The sequence below is a fragment of the Porticoccus sp. W117 genome (assembly GCF_030341905.1).
GTDB lineage: Bacteria > Pseudomonadota > Gammaproteobacteria > Pseudomonadales > Porticoccaceae > SCSIO-12696.
In genome coordinates this window covers 1-15,426 of record NZ_JATAAF010000017.1, presented here as the reverse complement: position 1 = coordinate 15,426, position 15,426 = coordinate 1, and the positions used below count along the sequence as shown (strand labels likewise).

General features: G+C 52.0%; 11 protein-coding genes. 5 read left to right on the top strand and 6 right to left on the bottom strand.

Features of this window, described 5'->3' with window-relative positions:
* Window positions 1-22 precede the first annotated feature (22 nt).
* The 3 genes from QSV34_RS11530 to QSV34_RS11520 all read left to right on the top strand — a co-directional run bounded on the left by QSV34_RS11530 (window position 23) and on the right by QSV34_RS11520 (window position 4,116).
* Window positions 23-1,099 (top strand): flagellar motor protein MotB, encoded by a 1,077-nt coding sequence (locus QSV34_RS11530; RefSeq protein WP_289154863.1) that lies wholly within the window; start codon window positions 23-25, stop codon window positions 1,097-1,099.
* A 121-nt stretch (window positions 1,100-1,220) separates the two neighbouring features.
* Complete coding sequence (locus tag QSV34_RS11525; protein WP_289154862.1) at window positions 1,221-1,781, top strand: PilZ domain-containing protein; 561 nt, start codon at window positions 1,221-1,223, stop codon at window positions 1,779-1,781.
* Window positions 1,782-1,938: 157 nt separating this feature from the next.
* Window positions 1,939-4,116 carry a prolyl oligopeptidase family serine peptidase gene (locus tag QSV34_RS11520; RefSeq protein WP_289154861.1) on the top strand — a complete coding sequence of 726 codons (2,178 nt, stop codon included), beginning with the start codon at window positions 1,939-1,941 and terminating at the stop codon, window positions 4,114-4,116.
* Between the two features lie 149 nt (window positions 4,117-4,265).
* On the opposite strand, the gene QSV34_RS11515 is transcribed toward QSV34_RS11520, so the two are convergent.
* The 5 genes from QSV34_RS11515 to QSV34_RS11495 all read right to left on the bottom strand — a co-directional run bounded on the left by QSV34_RS11515 (window position 4,266) and on the right by QSV34_RS11495 (window position 11,867).
* Entirely contained in the window at window positions 4,266-5,522 is a 1,257-nt protein-coding gene (locus QSV34_RS11515) for a TlpA family protein disulfide reductase (RefSeq protein ID WP_289154860.1), read from the bottom strand.
* Window positions 5,519-6,727 carry a TlpA family protein disulfide reductase gene (locus QSV34_RS11510; protein ID WP_289154859.1) on the bottom strand — a complete coding sequence of 403 codons (1,209 nt, stop codon included), beginning with the start codon at window positions 6,725-6,727 and terminating at the stop codon, window positions 5,519-5,521. Before QSV34_RS11510 ends, QSV34_RS11515 begins: the two co-directional genes overlap by 4 nt.
* A gap of 107 nt (window positions 6,728-6,834) precedes the next feature.
* Window positions 6,835-10,227 carry a TonB-dependent receptor plug domain-containing protein gene (locus QSV34_RS11505; protein ID WP_289154858.1) on the bottom strand — a complete coding sequence of 1,131 codons (3,393 nt, stop codon included), beginning with the start codon at window positions 10,225-10,227 and terminating at the stop codon, window positions 6,835-6,837.
* Between the two features lie 102 nt (window positions 10,228-10,329).
* The gene (locus QSV34_RS11500) at window positions 10,330-11,316 is read right to left on the bottom strand and encodes a FecR family protein (RefSeq protein WP_289154857.1); all 987 of its coding nucleotides are present in this window, start codon (window positions 11,314-11,316) and stop codon (window positions 10,330-10,332) included.
* Complete coding sequence (locus tag QSV34_RS11495) at window positions 11,313-11,867, bottom strand: RNA polymerase sigma factor (RefSeq protein ID WP_289154855.1); 555 nt, start codon at window positions 11,865-11,867, stop codon at window positions 11,313-11,315. Before QSV34_RS11495 ends, QSV34_RS11500 begins: the two co-directional genes overlap by 4 nt.
* A 103-nt stretch (window positions 11,868-11,970) precedes the next feature.
* On the opposite strand from QSV34_RS11495, the gene QSV34_RS11490 reads away from it, so the two are divergent.
* On the top strand, window positions 11,971-12,858 hold the full coding sequence (locus tag QSV34_RS11490; protein ID WP_289154853.1) for a DUF3014 domain-containing protein: 888 nt from the start codon (window positions 11,971-11,973) through the stop codon (window positions 12,856-12,858).
* Between the two features lie 118 nt (window positions 12,859-12,976).
* Complete coding sequence (locus QSV34_RS11485) at window positions 12,977-13,339, top strand: SirB2 family protein (RefSeq protein WP_289154851.1); 363 nt, start codon at window positions 12,977-12,979, stop codon at window positions 13,337-13,339.
* Window positions 13,340-13,464: 125 nt separating this feature from the next.
* Here QSV34_RS11485 and ggt read toward each other — a convergent pair whose 3' ends face one another.
* The gene (gene ggt, locus QSV34_RS11480) at window positions 13,465-15,132 is read right to left on the bottom strand and encodes a gamma-glutamyltransferase (protein WP_289154849.1); all 1,668 of its coding nucleotides are present in this window, start codon (window positions 15,130-15,132) and stop codon (window positions 13,465-13,467) included.
* Window positions 15,133-15,426 lie beyond the last annotated feature (294 nt).

The following is a 15,426-nucleotide window of genomic DNA, read 5'->3' as shown; positions in this document are numbered from 1 at the left end:
CGCCCTACTGGTTCTCAACAGCATGATCGAATTTGAAGATTCTGACGACGACGAAGCCCCCGGAGGCCTCCCTGCCTGGCTGGCGACCTTCGCCGATTTGATGTCACTGCTGATGTGCTTCTTTGTACTGCTGCTGTCCTTCTCAGAAATGGACGTGCAGAAGTACAAGCAAGTGGCCGGTTCCATGAAAGACGCCTTTGGCGTGCAAAACGAAGTCAACGTCAAAGACATTCCCAAAGGCACCAGCATTATCGCCCGTGAATTCAGCCCCGCCCGCCCGGACGACCCCACAGTGGAAAACGTGGTGCGGCAAAAAACCGTGGATTCGAACCGCAATACCCTGGACATTCGCAGCAAGGAAGAAGGCGAATCGGAAAAAGGCAAAGGCCAGGGCGAAGTGGATGAAGGCGACAAGGGTAAAGGCAAGGGCGAGGGAGAAGGCGGCGAGCAGGACGCCCAAACAGAAGAAGAATTGAAAGCGGATGAAGCCCGCAAAGCCCTGATCGAACAGCTGAAAAAACTGATTCAGCAAACCGAAGCAGACGCCAAGCGCATTGCCGAAGCCCTGGATGAAGAAATCAAGGCGGGCAAGGTAGAAGTAAACAGCGCCGGGCGCAATATCACTATCCGCATCCTCGAACAGGGGTCGTTCCCCTCCGGCTCCGCCGATATCAACCCCGCCTTTGTGCCGGTACTGGACAAAATACGCTTCCTGCTGAAAGACGTGGGCGGCAAGATCGCCGTGGAAGGTCACACCGACAACATCCCCATCGCCACACGCCAGTTCCGCTCCAATTGGGATTTGTCCACAGCACGGGCGCTGGCGGTAAACCACGAATTACAGAAAAACCGCGTGGTGGATCACAAGCGCTTTCGGGTAACCGGCTACGGCGACACCAAACCCGTGGCCAAAAACGACAGCCAGGGCAACCGCGCCCAAAATCGCCGGGTTGAGCTAATTATTCGCCAGGGTCTAAACAGTAATGTCACCGAAAGTCTGAAAACCCTGAACCAGGGTGCCAGCAGCCTGTTCCAAAGCCTGCAGGTGGACGATGGCATCAGCCAGGAAGACATCAGTGCTTTGGAAGATTTGTTGTAGCTGAATTTGTGGTGGATTACGTCGCTTCGCGACTAATCCACCCTACGCAAATTTATAACCAATGTAGGGGGGATTAGCCGAAGGCGTAATCCACCACCAGAAAACACAAAAGAGAACAACCGTGAGCCAAACCGAACGCCGCCGCTATTTCCGCATCAACGACACCATTGGCCTGAGCTACAGCCTGCTGGACGATGCCGCCAACGACACCGCCAACAATGCTCAGGATGTAGGAATTACCGCAGCCCATGTGCTCGCCAAAATTGATCGCGAGCTGAATGGGTTAATCAACGTCATGTGGCGTGAAAACCCAACCACCGCCAAAGTGCTGGGGCTACTCAACCAGAAAATTGAAGTGCTCACCGATGAAATTATTGGCGACGAGCGCCTGGTGGTAGAGCACCAGCAACGGGACACCGAAGTAAACATCAGTGGCTGTGGCATTGCCTTCAGTGGCGATGAACGCTTGCCGGTGGGCCAGAAATTGCGACTCAACATCACCCTCAAACCCGCCAACACTCACCTGGTGATCAACGGCGAAGTGGTTGCCTGCGAAATAAACGCCGATGATTCCGAGCACTCCTTCCACCTGCGCATCAACTTTACCGAAGAAGAAACCGCTGCCCAGGAGGCGCTGATCCAGCATATTGTGCAGCGGCAGTTTTCCAATAAGAATAAATAGGCATTATTTGCCAATCAATCAAAACAAAAACTACACAATTCCCAATATAACCTTTAAAAATTCTCAAAATTAGTCAATACCTTGCCTATTTATTCCAAAAACAATAGGCTCCCTCGGTTATTTGTACAGATTACGACTAAAAACTGAGGAGAGAGGTATGTCCCGCAAGCTATTGGCACCATTGGTTGGCCTGACCGTGGTAGCCACACTCACCGCCTGTTCCGGCGGCGACCAACAAGCCCCTGCTGCCAAATCGGCGTTTACCTACCCGGACAGCAAGCGGGATGAAACCGTTGTGGACGACTACCACGGCACCAAGGTGGCAGACCCCTACCGCTGGCTGGAAGATGATGTTCGCGACAACCCGCAAGTGGCTCAGTGGGTAAAAGAACAAAACGCTGTCACCAACGACTACCTGCAGTCCATGCCTGAGCGCAAGCAAATTGAACAGCGCATGACCCAACTGTGGGATTACGCCAAAGTGGGGATGCCCACTAAAAAAGGTGACCGCTACTTCCTGCGCATGAACTCCGGACTGCAGAACCAGAGCCCGGTCTACCAAATGACCAGCCTGGACGACGAGCCAACGTTGGTGATGGACCCCAACACCTGGTCTGACGATGGCACCACCGCTCTGGCAGAGGTGAATTACAGCCCCAGCGGCAAGTACATCGCTTATGGCATTCAGGAAGATGGTTCCGACTGGCGCACCGGGAAAATCCTCGATGTGGACAGCGGCAAGGTACTGGACGACGAAATCCTCGGCACCAAATACGGCTTTGGCGTCAACTGGCTGGAAGACGAATCCGGCTTTTACTACAGCCGTTTCCCAATCCCCGAAAGCGGCGCGGACTTCCAGAGCCTGAACCACTTCCAGAAAGTCTATTTCCACAAGCTGGGCACCCCCCAGAGCGAAGACGTGGTGATTTTCGAGAACAAAGACGAGCCAGAGTGGGGTTTCTCGCCATCACTGACCGATGACAACCGCTATCTGTTGATCTACACCCGTACCGGTACGGACCGTCGTTATCGAGTGCAGTATATTGACCGCACCAAGCCCGATGCGGCGCCCGTGACCCTGATCGATAACTTTGATTATGCCTGGGGATTGGTGCACTCAGCCGGCAGCAAGCTCTACTTCGTCACCACCCACAATGCACCTTTGCGTCGCGTGGTAATGATCGATCTGGACAATCCAACGGAGGAAAACTGGGTTGAGGTAATTCCGGAACAGGACCTGAACCTGGATGGCCTCAGCCTGGTCGGTGGCAAGTTTATCGCCCAATACCTGAAAGACGCCCTTACTGAAGTGCGCCTGTTCGACATGGATGGCAAGCCCGCCGGCACGGTTGAGCTGCCAGGTATTGGCTCTGCCAGCGGTTTTGGTGGCAAGGCCGAAGAGCCGGAGACCTTCTACAGTTTCTCTGGCTACACCCGCCCTGGCACCATCTACCGCTACAACGTAGAAACCGGTGAAAGCACCTTGTGGAAGCAGCCTGAACTGGCTTTCAATCCGGACGATTACGAGTCCAAACAAGTGTTCTACCCGTCCAAAGATGGCACCAAAATCCCCATGATCATCAGCCACAAAAAAGGCGTTGAGCTGGATGGCAAAAACCCTACCCTGATCTATGGCTATGGCGGTTTCAACATCTCCCTTAAACCACGCTTTTCAGTGGCAAACCTCGCCTGGATGGAAATGGGTGGCATCTACGCGGTGTGCAATTTGCGCGGTGGCGGTGAGTACGGAGAAAAATGGCACAAAGCGGGCACCAAACTGAACAAGCAGAATGTGTTCGATGATTTCCACGCCGGTGCCGAATACCTGATCAAAGAGGGCTACACCAGCCCGGAACACCTGGCCAGCTACGGCCGTTCCAACGGCGGCTTGCTGATTGGTGCCACCATCAACCAGCGTCCGGAACTGTACGCCGCCGCCCTGCCCACTGTGGGCGTAATGGATATGCTGCGCTTCAACCAGTTTACCGCTGGTCGCTACTGGGTGGATGATTATGGCAACTCCGCCAATCCGGATGAATTTGCCGCACAGATCAAATACTCGCCATACCACAACGCTGCCGATCTGGACTACCCGGCGGTTATGGTAAACACCGCAGATACCGACGACCGGGTTGTACCGGGGCACAGCTTTAAATACATCGCCGCTATGCAACACGCTTACACAGGCGACAAGCCAATGTTAATTCGCATTGAAAGCAACGCCGGCCATGGCTCTGGCAAACCCACCCACAAAACCATCGAGGAATATTCCGATATGTGGGCGTTTATTGCCAAGCACACCGGGCTGGAATTACCGGAGGGTTACGGGAAGTAACCTGAACGACGTCACCCCCGCGACAAATTTTTAATTTGGGCAGCCGCAAGGCTGAGGCATAGCCGTACAACGCGGGGATGACCAGAGATTAAAAAAAACGCCAGCTTTTTTGCTGGCGTTTTTTTTGCGCTGCTTTCTGAGGTTTATGGCTATTCTTTTAAATACCCTTCCATCGCTGCAGAAATTGATGGGAAGTGACTGCTTTTTTTCATAATCTTGCCATCCGGGGACACAATAAAATAGGTTGGGTAACTGCGAATTGCCCAAGAAAAGCCCCGCTCGGTTTCAGCAGGCAGGTGCCAGTTCGTCCAGGGCATGGCAAAGTCTTCTTCCTGGTAGAGCAGCACATCTTCCGCTTCCTGATCACAGGCAATACTGATGTATTCAAATTGATCTTTTGGCAATTCATTCACCAAAACCAGTTTATCTGGCATTGCTTTTTTGCAAAAAGCACAATCAGTTGTCCAGAAATCCAGGATACGCCATTTATTGCTATGGTCAGCGGCGGCAACTGGCTGGCCTTGCAGGTCTGTCACCTCCAGTTCCGGCACGGTATCGCCAATATCCAGGTTGTCGACATGAAAACGAGCACCGCGAACAATCCAATAATCCCGGCGAGCTTTTTCAGACATCGCTTCTACCTTTTCCGGAGCGCCATACTCAGCAAGGTAATAATCAGTGTACAGGTGATTGCGAATTCGGTAGGCCTGCCGTTGCGCGGGAGTGCCTGAAACAAATCTGTTCAGGTTCCAGGTAGCGGAAACCACCATGGCATCCTTGAGTCTTTTGTTATCGATGGTGACGAACAGAGTGTCCAGAAAGGCAGTGTCTTCGGAATAGGAAGCGATCGTTTCAAGATCGAACAGATCATTGTCAATATCAACACTTCGCTCCATAAGGCGAGTACTGCCTGCTTCTGTCAGCAGCAGCTGTTCAACAGCGCCAACAGAACCACCGGCGAGTGCTTTCACCTCACCTTCTGCCACCCTGGCAGCAGCCATTATCAGCATCATGGCATCCATAGTCTGATCACTGAGATCACCGGGATGGTTTTGCACATAGTCAACTGCCTGACGAACCGCAGGCAACAGCCCATCGAATTCACTTTTCAGTTTATCCAGCTCACTTTGTTCACGGGCGCGCTGTTGGTCAGTTTCAGCGCGCTCAATTCTAGTCAGCGTGCCGATCATTTTTTTCCTGATGGTCAAGGTATCACTTTTCGTCCATTTCAGGTTGATGGCCTTATTGTCTTGCGAAGCGTTTTCCGGGGAATGGTCGCCGTGCTCACCTTTCGCAGCCATTTGCTTACTGTCTTCATTGCATCCTGACAGCAAGGCCGCAATCACCAGTGCCGAAAGGCTCAATGTTTTTTTCTGATTTCTAATATTCTTCATCTTATTGCTCATTTCAGACTATCCCGGACTATTTTAGCCATGGCATCAAAGTCATTGCCTGTCTCAAGAATTTCTCCTTGCGGAGAAACCAGAATGTAGGTGGGATAGGCTCTAATGGCCAACGATTCTCCATGCTGTGTATTTGCGGGGAAGTGCCAGTTTGTCCAGTCCATGGGAAAATCTTCTTCACGATAGAGATGCACATCGTCAATATCTTCATCGCAGGCAATACTCACCAATTGAAAAGCCTTGCTCTGCGCCTTCATCTGTTTTACCAGGGCATCTTTATCAGGCATGGCTTTTTTACAGGGGCCACAGGTGGTGGTCCAGAAATCCAGCAACAGAAAGTTGCCACGATACTGGTCGGTAGTATGAGCATTCCCATCCAAACCGTTGAACGCCAGCTCCGGTAATGTCATACCAATATCCAGATAATCCACATGGTAGCGTGAACCGCGCATACGCCACAGGTTGAGCTTTTCTGAGTCTGACATCTGTTTAACGATTTCTGGCTGGTCATAACGCTTCAGGTAGTAATCGCTGAACTTGTGTACCTGGGCTTTAACCAGCGGGCGATGTTCGTCGCTGGCAGTAACAAAATCGTTGATATTCCATGTGCCGCTACCCGCAATACCGTCTTTTAAATGACTGCTGTGGGCGGTATCGAATAACCGATTGATGAATCTATAGTCCCGCAAAAAATCCGACACACTTTGGTAAAAATTAATATCACTGGAAAAGCCAGATAAACGATCTTCAATACGCGCCAGGGCGGCTTTTGTGAGTGTGGCGTCCTGCACTTTCGGCAAGTACGGCTTGGCTATTGCCTGAGTTTCACCTTCAGCCAACAAGGCACAGGCACTGATCAGTATCATGGCATCCATCACTTCATCAGAAAATTGGCCATTGTGATTTTCAAACGTGGCAATTGCATTGTTGAGCTGTTCCACAGGAACCTCAGCGCCATTGGAAAACTGTTCGATCACTGCTTTCAGGGTGGCTTTTTCCTGAGGATCTTTGGCCATAGGCAGCTTTTTGCGAAAGTCTTGCAAACGCACTTTTGTTCTTAACAGTTGTTGCGCCGAAGCTTGATAGTTTTGGGCAAATTTAGCTTTACCTGACACTTCATTTTCAGCAACAGATACAGCGCTGAAACCACTAATAAAAACAATGCACAGGGCGAGCGCCGAATGACGTATTAAATGAATAACTTTCATACTGATCTCCCAAAAAAACAAAAATACAAAACTTTACATTTTCAAACCCCAGAAACTCAAAAGGGAACCCGTATCGGGTTCCCTTTTCAGCAGCCTTGGTACTGAGGTTAGAAGGTTTTCTCCAATGACAATGTGTAAGTTCGGCCAAACGAGCTAACAAACTGAGGCACCAATGGCGCCAGCTGGTCTGTTGGCAATGTGGGCGAAACAGAGCGGGTGGTTTCAGCACTTGTAATGTCTGGCAGGCTCAGCCTAAGCCGGGCATTCTTTAGCAGTGCTGGCGCATTTTCCATTTCATTGAAGTCATAAATCGCAGTCAGGTCAAAGATCGGATCCTGGGATACCGTGGTGGTCTGCAACACCAAATCCGATGTTGTCGGGTCAAAGGCACTGATATCCACCAAGCGATCGCTGCTGACATCTGATACATAACGGCCATTTAGAGACAATCTAAGGCCATCTTTTTCCCAACTCACCGTAGCACTCAAACGATCTTCCGGTACTGCCACAAAACGGGTGCCTGAAGGAGTGCTGCCAACAATATCAACAAACTGGTTAGCCAGAGCATCCTCCTGATCAGCACCATTAAACCCACCTGCAACAATGGGGCCTTCGGCATTAATGGCCCGACGCTCCATAGTATTTTGGCGTGCATAATCCACCAGCACATCAAAAGAGCCGTAGTCGGTGTCGGTAAAGTAGCTGAGACGAACATCCACACCACTGGAATTGGTGGACTGGCCATTGGTTACCCGCTGATCAAATATAAAGTGCGCTTCTGTGCGCCCTTCAAGGTTGAAGGCACTACCATTAATACAGGGCAGCACAATACCATCCACATCAATCTCCATCTGCCCCGCTTCACAGCGAAAAGGCTCGTAGTTGCCAACCGTCAGATTCGGGTAAAGCGCGAGAAAATCTTCTGTAGGCAAGGTCGTGAAATCCAACGACTGAATCGCCTGCCTCACTGGGTTACTGAATTCGTTTCTCAAGCGTTCTTTATGCCAGGTAATTTTGGCATTGAAGCCTTCCAGCCAACGTGGAGTGTATTGCAGGGACACTGAATTAGAGGTGGACTCCAGTGGCAACAAATCCTGATTGCCGCCGGTAATAAAACTGGCGATATAGCTCCGTGAAAAATCTTCCGTCGCCCCCAAAAAGAAGGGAGTCGTCGATATGTTATGATCCAAAAAAACAGGTGCTGCAAATGCGCCAAAATCCGGGGCATTAAAGGCATCACTGCGATTAAGCTGTATTTTTAATTCTTCGTTTATCGTCCAGTTCAAGCCGTAGCCATAATTGCTGGTGTTATCGTCAAAGTAGTTAACGTCATCAACACGACCGGACAACGACAAAGACAGGTCTGCTACGCCGGGAACATCCGTCACCAATGGCACAAAAAATTCCGCTGCCAGGAAGGTGGTTTCTTCAGTACCCAGAGATTCAATAGCATTGCTTTCAAAAGGGCGACCAAACAGGCCCGGCTCAACCACAATTCGGTTAACCGCCGAAATAATCAAAGTTTCCTGTTCTTCCTCTTTGTAACCAAGACGGAAAAGCGCGTTCAGGTTACCAGCTGGCAGTTCGAGCAATGGGCCCTGAACAGTAGTCTGTATTTCACGAATGTTGTTTTTGGCAAAAATGGGTTGTTCCGGGCTCAGGAAATCCGCCATAAAGGTTTCACGGCTCTCACCCAAAAACGATTGCCCGGTGGAGATACTGTAATTGCCCTGTATCTCTCTCGGCGCAATCATTTGGGTAACCGGATCAAAGATATTAATGGTATTTCTGGTGGGGAACTCAAGGAAAGTTCTTATGCCACTTACCAGTTCATTTTGAATTTTGCCATCGTTTTCCAGCTCAGAGTACAGTGCCCCTACTTCCCATTGCCAACCGTCACCCAACTCACCTTTGAGTCCAAAATTTACATCAACGCTGGTTCTGCCAGTAGACGTTGTCTGATTTGGCAGCCCCGGCAGGGCAACATTTGTCTGGTACTGCACAAGAAAGGGGTTATCGGGGTTAACCACTCCCATAAAGTTTTCTACGATTAAGGGCTGGCTGCCCACTGTCAGCTCTTGTTGGGTAACACTGGCGAAGGATTTACTGGTACCGTAAGCAACCGAGGCAAACAGTTCTGTCTCGCCCCACAACTCCTGGTTGAGGTTAAAGCGAATGCTGTGATCCGTGCGCGCCGGTATCAAATTGCGTCCATCCGTGGGAGGATCGCCAGCGCCCACGCCAATAACCGCATTCTGTAAAGTTAAATCCTGGCCATCTCCAGGAAATTGCGCATTAAACACCGGTGTCCACGAAGGGTCAGGGGTTATATCTACAACTCTCAGGCTACCAAAAGGCGTTATCTGTAGCTCTGTGGCTTGAAAGCGTGTGCCATCCGGTGCCACGTAAAACAGAGGTAATGACCGCCGAACGGGGAAGAATTGGGTTCTGGTGGAAGCGATACTTGCTGGGTCAGTAACCGGCAATGCGCCTGCAGCGCCAGAAATTCCACTGCCAAAGGCTTGGAAGCGCAAGTTCGGGCGCTCTTCGCCGGAAAGTGCGGAGCGGCCCTCGTAGCTGTAATTAATGCCGAGATTACCCGTATCCCAGGAAAAGGATTTGGTCAGCACCACACGGGATTGGGATGTGCCACCGTCTTCGATACCCTGATATTCTACCAAGGCGGTGCCACCTTCGTAGTCTTTGCGGGTAATAATGTTTACCACGCCGCCAATGGCATCCGCACCATAGATCGAAGAAGCGCCATCAAACAATATATCGACGCGTTCAACCTGTGCCAGAGGAATATTGGTAATGTCCACCGCATTACCCAAAATACCGCCACCAGCGGTACGACGACCGTCAATCAGGATCAACGTTGCAGCTTCACCCAGGCCACGAAGGTTAATACCGGAAGCGCCGAACACATTGCGGGCACCACCAAAGTTACCGGCAAAAGCCGAAGCGGTTTCGGTGGCTGCATTTACATTTTGCGGCACACGGCGCAAAAGTTCTTCCAGAGAAGTCGCGCCACTGAGTTCAATTTTATCGCGGCTAAACGAAATTACATTTTTAGTTACCTGGCCGGGGTCTTTAATCAACGCTGAACCAGTAACAATGACTTCTTCGTCCGCTTCGTTTAACGCGGCATCATCGCTTGCATCGCCAGATTCGCTTTCTGCGGCAACTGGAACGATCACAATTTGCCCGCTGCCAGTTTTGTTGTAAGTCAAACCACTGCCTTTCAGCAGAGTATCCAGTGCCTGTTCTGTGGACATAGAGCCCGACAGTGACTCAGCACTTTTGCCAGAAAGCAGATTCTGCGGTGCCACAATAGGCATATCTGCCTGGCTGGAAAGTTGCGCCAGAGCCTTGTCCAGACTTTGGGCACGAATATCAAACTCGGCACCTTGGGCCAACACCGGCAGGCTCAATGCCCCGGACAACAGCAGGCTGTGTGCAGCGATTTTTCGTGTTAGTGGTTTTGTCAGGAATGTCATTTACTTACCCCTCATTTTGTTTGCGTCTGGTGACACATTTTTTGTGTTTGCGAAGGGTAGACGCACGGGGTTACCAAATCGTAACCCCCTTTCAATAATTATTTACTCATCATCTCGGCGAGGCATCACCAGAATGGAGCCATCGGCACCGGTAACGGTTTTGATGGGAAACACCTGAGTCAGGGTTTCCAGCATGGCGTCAATTTGATCACTGCGGAACACAGCCGTCAGGGTCAGATCGGCAATTTCGTCAGAGGCCAGAATAATATTACTCGGATGGTAACGATTGGCATCGGCAATCATTTCAACCAGTTTCACATTGACGTAAGCCAGCCGCCCTTCGCGCCACTGGCCTACTTGATCAAGCGCTTGCACATCACCCATTCCCGCATCTGTGGACACCATCACCTGCTGCCCGGCAGACAGACGCAACGGTTCAGAGTTTTGGTGGCGGGTATCCACCAGCCCCTCCTCCACAGCGACAGCAGTTTCTGTGACCCCGCGGCGCACATCAAAGCGTGTACCCACGGCTGTGGCGCTGGTATTGCCCGTATGAACTACAAAAGGTCGATTCGCCTGCTTGGCGACATTAAAAAACGCCTGCCCTCGAATCAGTGTGATGCGACGTTCATCCGAGCTGTAATCCACCTGAATTTTACTGCTCGCCCCCAAAGTCACTTTACTGCCGTCATCCAGGGGAATTTCGCGACTTTCCGCCACCGGCGAGCTGTATTGCAAGGATTCCGGTTGAGTATCTGTAAAGGGTTGCAACAATACCACCACGGCCACCAGCAGGCAGGCGGCAACAGCGCCCCACATCGCTGGCAACTTCAACCAGCTCAGCAATCCCGATTCGACGGGCTTTTCGGGGTGCTCGGCAACGGTGGGCTGCAGTGCAGCCATACCATCCAGGCCAGGCACATCCGCCAGCCCAAAGAACAGTCCTTCTACCTCATCATAGGCTTTGGCATGACGTTTATCGGCAGCGTACCAGGCATCAAAACGGGCAATGGTGTCCGCATCCACGCTGCCGGATGACATTTCCGTTACCCAGTAATACACCTGATCTCTGATGTCCCTTTCACTCATGACTGCGTTCCTTCCTCTGAATGTTGTTGCTGTACAACGGCGTCCAGTTCACGAATTGCCTTGTACATCTGTTTTTTGATGGCTGTGCCGGAAACTCCCAGCTGGCGGGCAATTTCCGCATAGGAAAGGCCGTGCACCCGGTTCATCAATAGAATCCGGCGGCGCTTTTCTGGCATCTGGGCAATGGCTTGTTGGACCATGGAAAACTGCTCCTCTGCTATAAAGACGCGTTCGGGGTTCAAATCGTAACCCCCGGAGTCAACATCTTCTTGCCGAGCAGATTCCGCGTACTGATGACGAGTGGCCTGACGACGTTTTTCGGAAATCACCACATTGTGTGCCATGCGGTTGAGGAACGCCTTGGGGCTGCGCACCTGATGTGCGTTATCCAGGCTGGCAAACTTTTCAAATACCTGCTGAACCACGTCTTCCGGGTCGGGCGGACCAGAGCCAAACTGGGCGCGCACGTAAGCACACAACCGCCCCCAGTGGCGCCGGTAAATATCCGACAACTGGTTACGCTGGATTTTATCGTCAACAGGCTCGCTCACTATTCGCACAGGCTCGCAGTATTTTCAGCCATTATAGGCAAATCCATTATTTCTGCACTGTATTGAATTATCATGGCCCTTGAGAATTACCCGGAGACAAACCATGACCCCAGCGCCCGACGAACGCAACGAGCAGTCTTATTACTATCCCTCTGACAAGCCCCGCAATCGCGGTACCCAAGCCATTATTCTGGTCATTGCTATCGGCGTGTTGGCACTGGGCGGCTGGTGGGCGAGCCGTACTCCGGAACCTGCGCCAGAGCCTGTTACAGAGGCGCCGGAGCCCATGGTCGAGCAAGCAGAGCAAATCATTCCGAAAAAAGTGGCAACACCAGAAGTGGAACCAGAACCCACACCACCAACCGTGGTAGAAACACCCGTTGAGGTACCACAACCAGAGCCCGTACAACTGCCCAATCTGGACAACAGCGACAGCTTTGTGCGCGAGGCGCTGGCGCAGCTGGGTGAAGGCACCATTAACAACAAGTGGTTGCAAACGGACAATCTGGTGCGTCGTGCCACTGCCGTTACCGATGGCATCAGCCGCGGCCAACTGTTGCAAAAATTTCTTCCGGTCAGCGCTCCCAGTGGCAAATTTGTTGCTGACAAACAGGGCCAGACGCTGACGCTTTCCACACAGAACTACCGCCGCTACGACAGCCTGGTGAATGAATTGGTGGCCGTGGAACCGGAGCAAATGGCACAAGCTCTGAAGCAACTACAGCCATTGATGGAGCAGGCTTTCGGTGAACAAGGCTACCCGGATCGAACCTATGAGGGGACACTGCTGGAAGCCATCGATCAACTGCTCTCTACACCCTCCTTTGAGGAGCCGCCAGAGCTGGTGTTGGAGTCGGTGCACTACAGTTTTAAAGACAAAAATCTGGAAGCCCTGTCGCAAGTGCAAAAACAGCTGATTCGCAGCGGCCCGGAAAATACCCGTAAACTGCAGGCTTATTTGCAGCAGTTGAAAGATGAATTGGGGAAATAGCAAAACCCCAAATCGTAGGGTGGATTAGTCGCGCAGCGACGTAATCCACCGCAAAGCAATACATAAAAAACCGGTGGATTACGCCTGCGGCTAATCCACCCTACAAAAGCTCAACGCATTGTCTTATCTCCATATCAAACACGCCCATATCACCTTCGCGATTATCAGCATTTCCTTTTTTCTGATTCGCGCCTGGTGGGCCAGTAAACAATCCTCGCTACTGCAAAACCGCTGGGTAAAAACCCTTCCCCACATCAACGATACCCTGTTGCTCGGCTGCGCCATCTATCTGGCTGCTACTATTCAACAATACCCGTTTGTGCATCACTGGCTCACTGCCAAAGTAATCGGCCTGTTGGCCTATATCGGCTTTGGCACGGTGGCAATCAAACGCGGCAAACTCTGGGCCGCGGTCGCGGCGGCGCTATGCTTTGCCTATATCTTCACAGTGGCGCGTAGCCACAGTGCGTGGCCGTTTTAACTCTCTACGCAAAACCAACTACCACAGTCATCCTGAGGAGCGCAGCGACGTGAGGATCTCAAATTTCAGCCTGTGAGACCCTCACGTCGCTGCGCTCCTCAGGGTGACAAAAGCGATAAGTCCGCTCAGTACCCCGCCGCCTGACCATCCTTGCGGGATTCAGAGGCACCGAAATACACCCCCTTCTCCCTGTCGTAACGAATCGCCTGGTAACCGCCGTAGCCACCTCGGTCGTATCTCACCTTATGGCCCTTCTCCATCAGTTCACGCACGGTCTGGTAAGGCACGCCGGATTCAACCGCAAGCTGCCCACCATCCACCAGGTACGCCTCACTGCTGTCCGTAGGCTCGGTAGAACCAAAGTGCTGCCAGCGAGCGGCGTCACCTGCCTCCTGCAAGTTCATACCGAAGTCGATCATGTTTACCAACACTTGCACATGCCCCTGAGGCTGCATGCCGCCACCCATCAAGCCGAAACTGATTAATGGCTTTCCCGCTTTTGTCACAAAGGCGGGAATAATGGTGTGGAACGGACGTTTGCCCGGTTCGTAAGAGTTGGCGTGTTTTGGGTCCATGGAAAACAGTTGGCCACGATCCTGAAAGCCAAACCCCAGGCCAGGCACCACCACACCGGAACCCATTCCCCGGTAGTTGCTCTGAATCAGCGATACCATATTGCCCTCTGAATCGGCGGTAGTGAGGTAAATTGTATCCCCCTGATAGAGATTGGGATTGCCTGCATCCACTCGCTTAGCCGCCCTTTCGCCAATCAGCTTGCGGCGTTCGGCCGCGTACTTTTTGGAGATAAGACCTTGCAGCGGCAACTCGTTGAATGTGCTGTCTGCGTAGAATTTGGCTCGGTCTTCAAACGCCAGCTTTTTGGCCTCCACCATCAGATGCAACAATTCCGGACTGTTATGGCCGAGACTTTTCAGATCGTAGGCTTCCAAAATATTGAGCATCTGCAAAGCCGCAATCCCCTGGCCATTGGGGGGCAATTCCCACACATCGTAACCGCGGTAGTTCACCGATACCGGCTCCACCCAGTCAGAGCGGTGATTTTGCAAATCTTCCTTGCGCAAGTAACCACCATGGTGGCGCATAAAGCGGTCGATGCGCTCGGCGATCTCCCCCTGGTAAAACGCATCCCGCCCCTGCTCTGCCAACAAGCGATAAGTGCTGGCCAAATCCGGGTTGCGGAACAACTCACCCGTTACCGGTGCACGGCCATCAAGGGTAAATGTGCGTTTAAAGGCACCGGGTTGATCCTGCAAACGCGGCACACTGAGTTGCCAGTAGTGGGCGATTAATTCACTGACCGGGAAGCCTTGCTCCGCGTATTCAATGGCTGGCGACAAGATACTGGCCATAGGCATCTGGCCAAATTTGTTGTGCAACTGGAACCAGCCATCCACAGCGCCGGGAACCGAGATGGGCAACAAGCCATAGGGAGGCAAATCGTCGCGGCCCAGTTTGTCCAATTCCGTGCGCAATTGTTGGTAACTGAGGCCCTGAGGCGAACGGCCACTGGCGTTCAGGCCATAGAGTTTTTTGTCTTTGGCTGACCAGACAATGGCATACAGATCGCCGCCAATACCGCAGCCGGTGGGTTCCATCAGCCCCAACGCCGCATTGGCAGCAATCGCCGCATCAATGGCATTGCCGCCCTGTTTGAGAATATCCAGCCCCACCTGAGTAGCCAACGGCTGGCTGGTGGCCACCATGCCCTGACGGGCAATCACTTCGGAACGGGTGGTGCCCGCCACCCCGGTTACTCTATCCGGCCCCGCCATCACAGCCCCTCCACAGATTACCAAACCACAAATCGTTGCCAACAGATTTCGCGACACAAATGCCATCATCTACCCCTGTTTATTCTGTTTAGAAGGTAAGTGTAGACAAGTTATTGCCCGTTGATTTCCCATCCATAAAAAAACGGCCAGCAAATTGCTGGCCGTTCCAGACTGCTGACAAAGTCCTCGCCCTCGTGCGGGGACTTTTTATAATGGGGCATGTTAAAAGACCGCCCCCAAACCCAGTCCACTATGGAGTTCGTCAGCATTGACGAGCTAGTTCCTGCCGACCAC

Excerpts from the sequence above, each read along its gene's own strand:
- QSV34_RS11530 (WP_289154863.1), top strand. The coding sequence starts at position 23 with ATGATCGAATTTGAAGATTCTGACGACGACGAAGCCCCCGGAGGCCTC.
- QSV34_RS11520 (WP_289154861.1), top strand. The coding sequence starts at position 1,939 with ATGTCCCGCAAGCTATTGGCACCATTGGTTGGCCTGACCGTGGTAGCC.
- QSV34_RS11515 (WP_289154860.1), bottom strand. The coding sequence starts at position 5,522 with ATGAGCAATAAGATGAAGAATATTAGAAATCAGAAAAAAACATTGAGC.
- QSV34_RS11510 (WP_289154859.1), bottom strand. The coding sequence starts at position 6,727 with ATGAAAGTTATTCATTTAATACGTCATTCGGCGCTCGCCCTGTGCATT.
- QSV34_RS11505 (WP_289154858.1), bottom strand. The coding sequence starts at position 10,227 with ATGACATTCCTGACAAAACCACTAACACGAAAAATCGCTGCACACAGC.
- QSV34_RS11500 (WP_289154857.1), bottom strand. The coding sequence starts at position 11,316 with ATGAGTGAAAGGGACATCAGAGATCAGGTGTATTACTGGGTAACGGAA.
- QSV34_RS11490 (WP_289154853.1), top strand. The coding sequence starts at position 11,971 with ATGACCCCAGCGCCCGACGAACGCAACGAGCAGTCTTATTACTATCCC.
- ggt (WP_289154849.1), bottom strand. The coding sequence starts at position 15,132 with ATGGCGGGGCCGGATAGAGTAACCGGGGTGGCGGGCACCACCCGTTCC.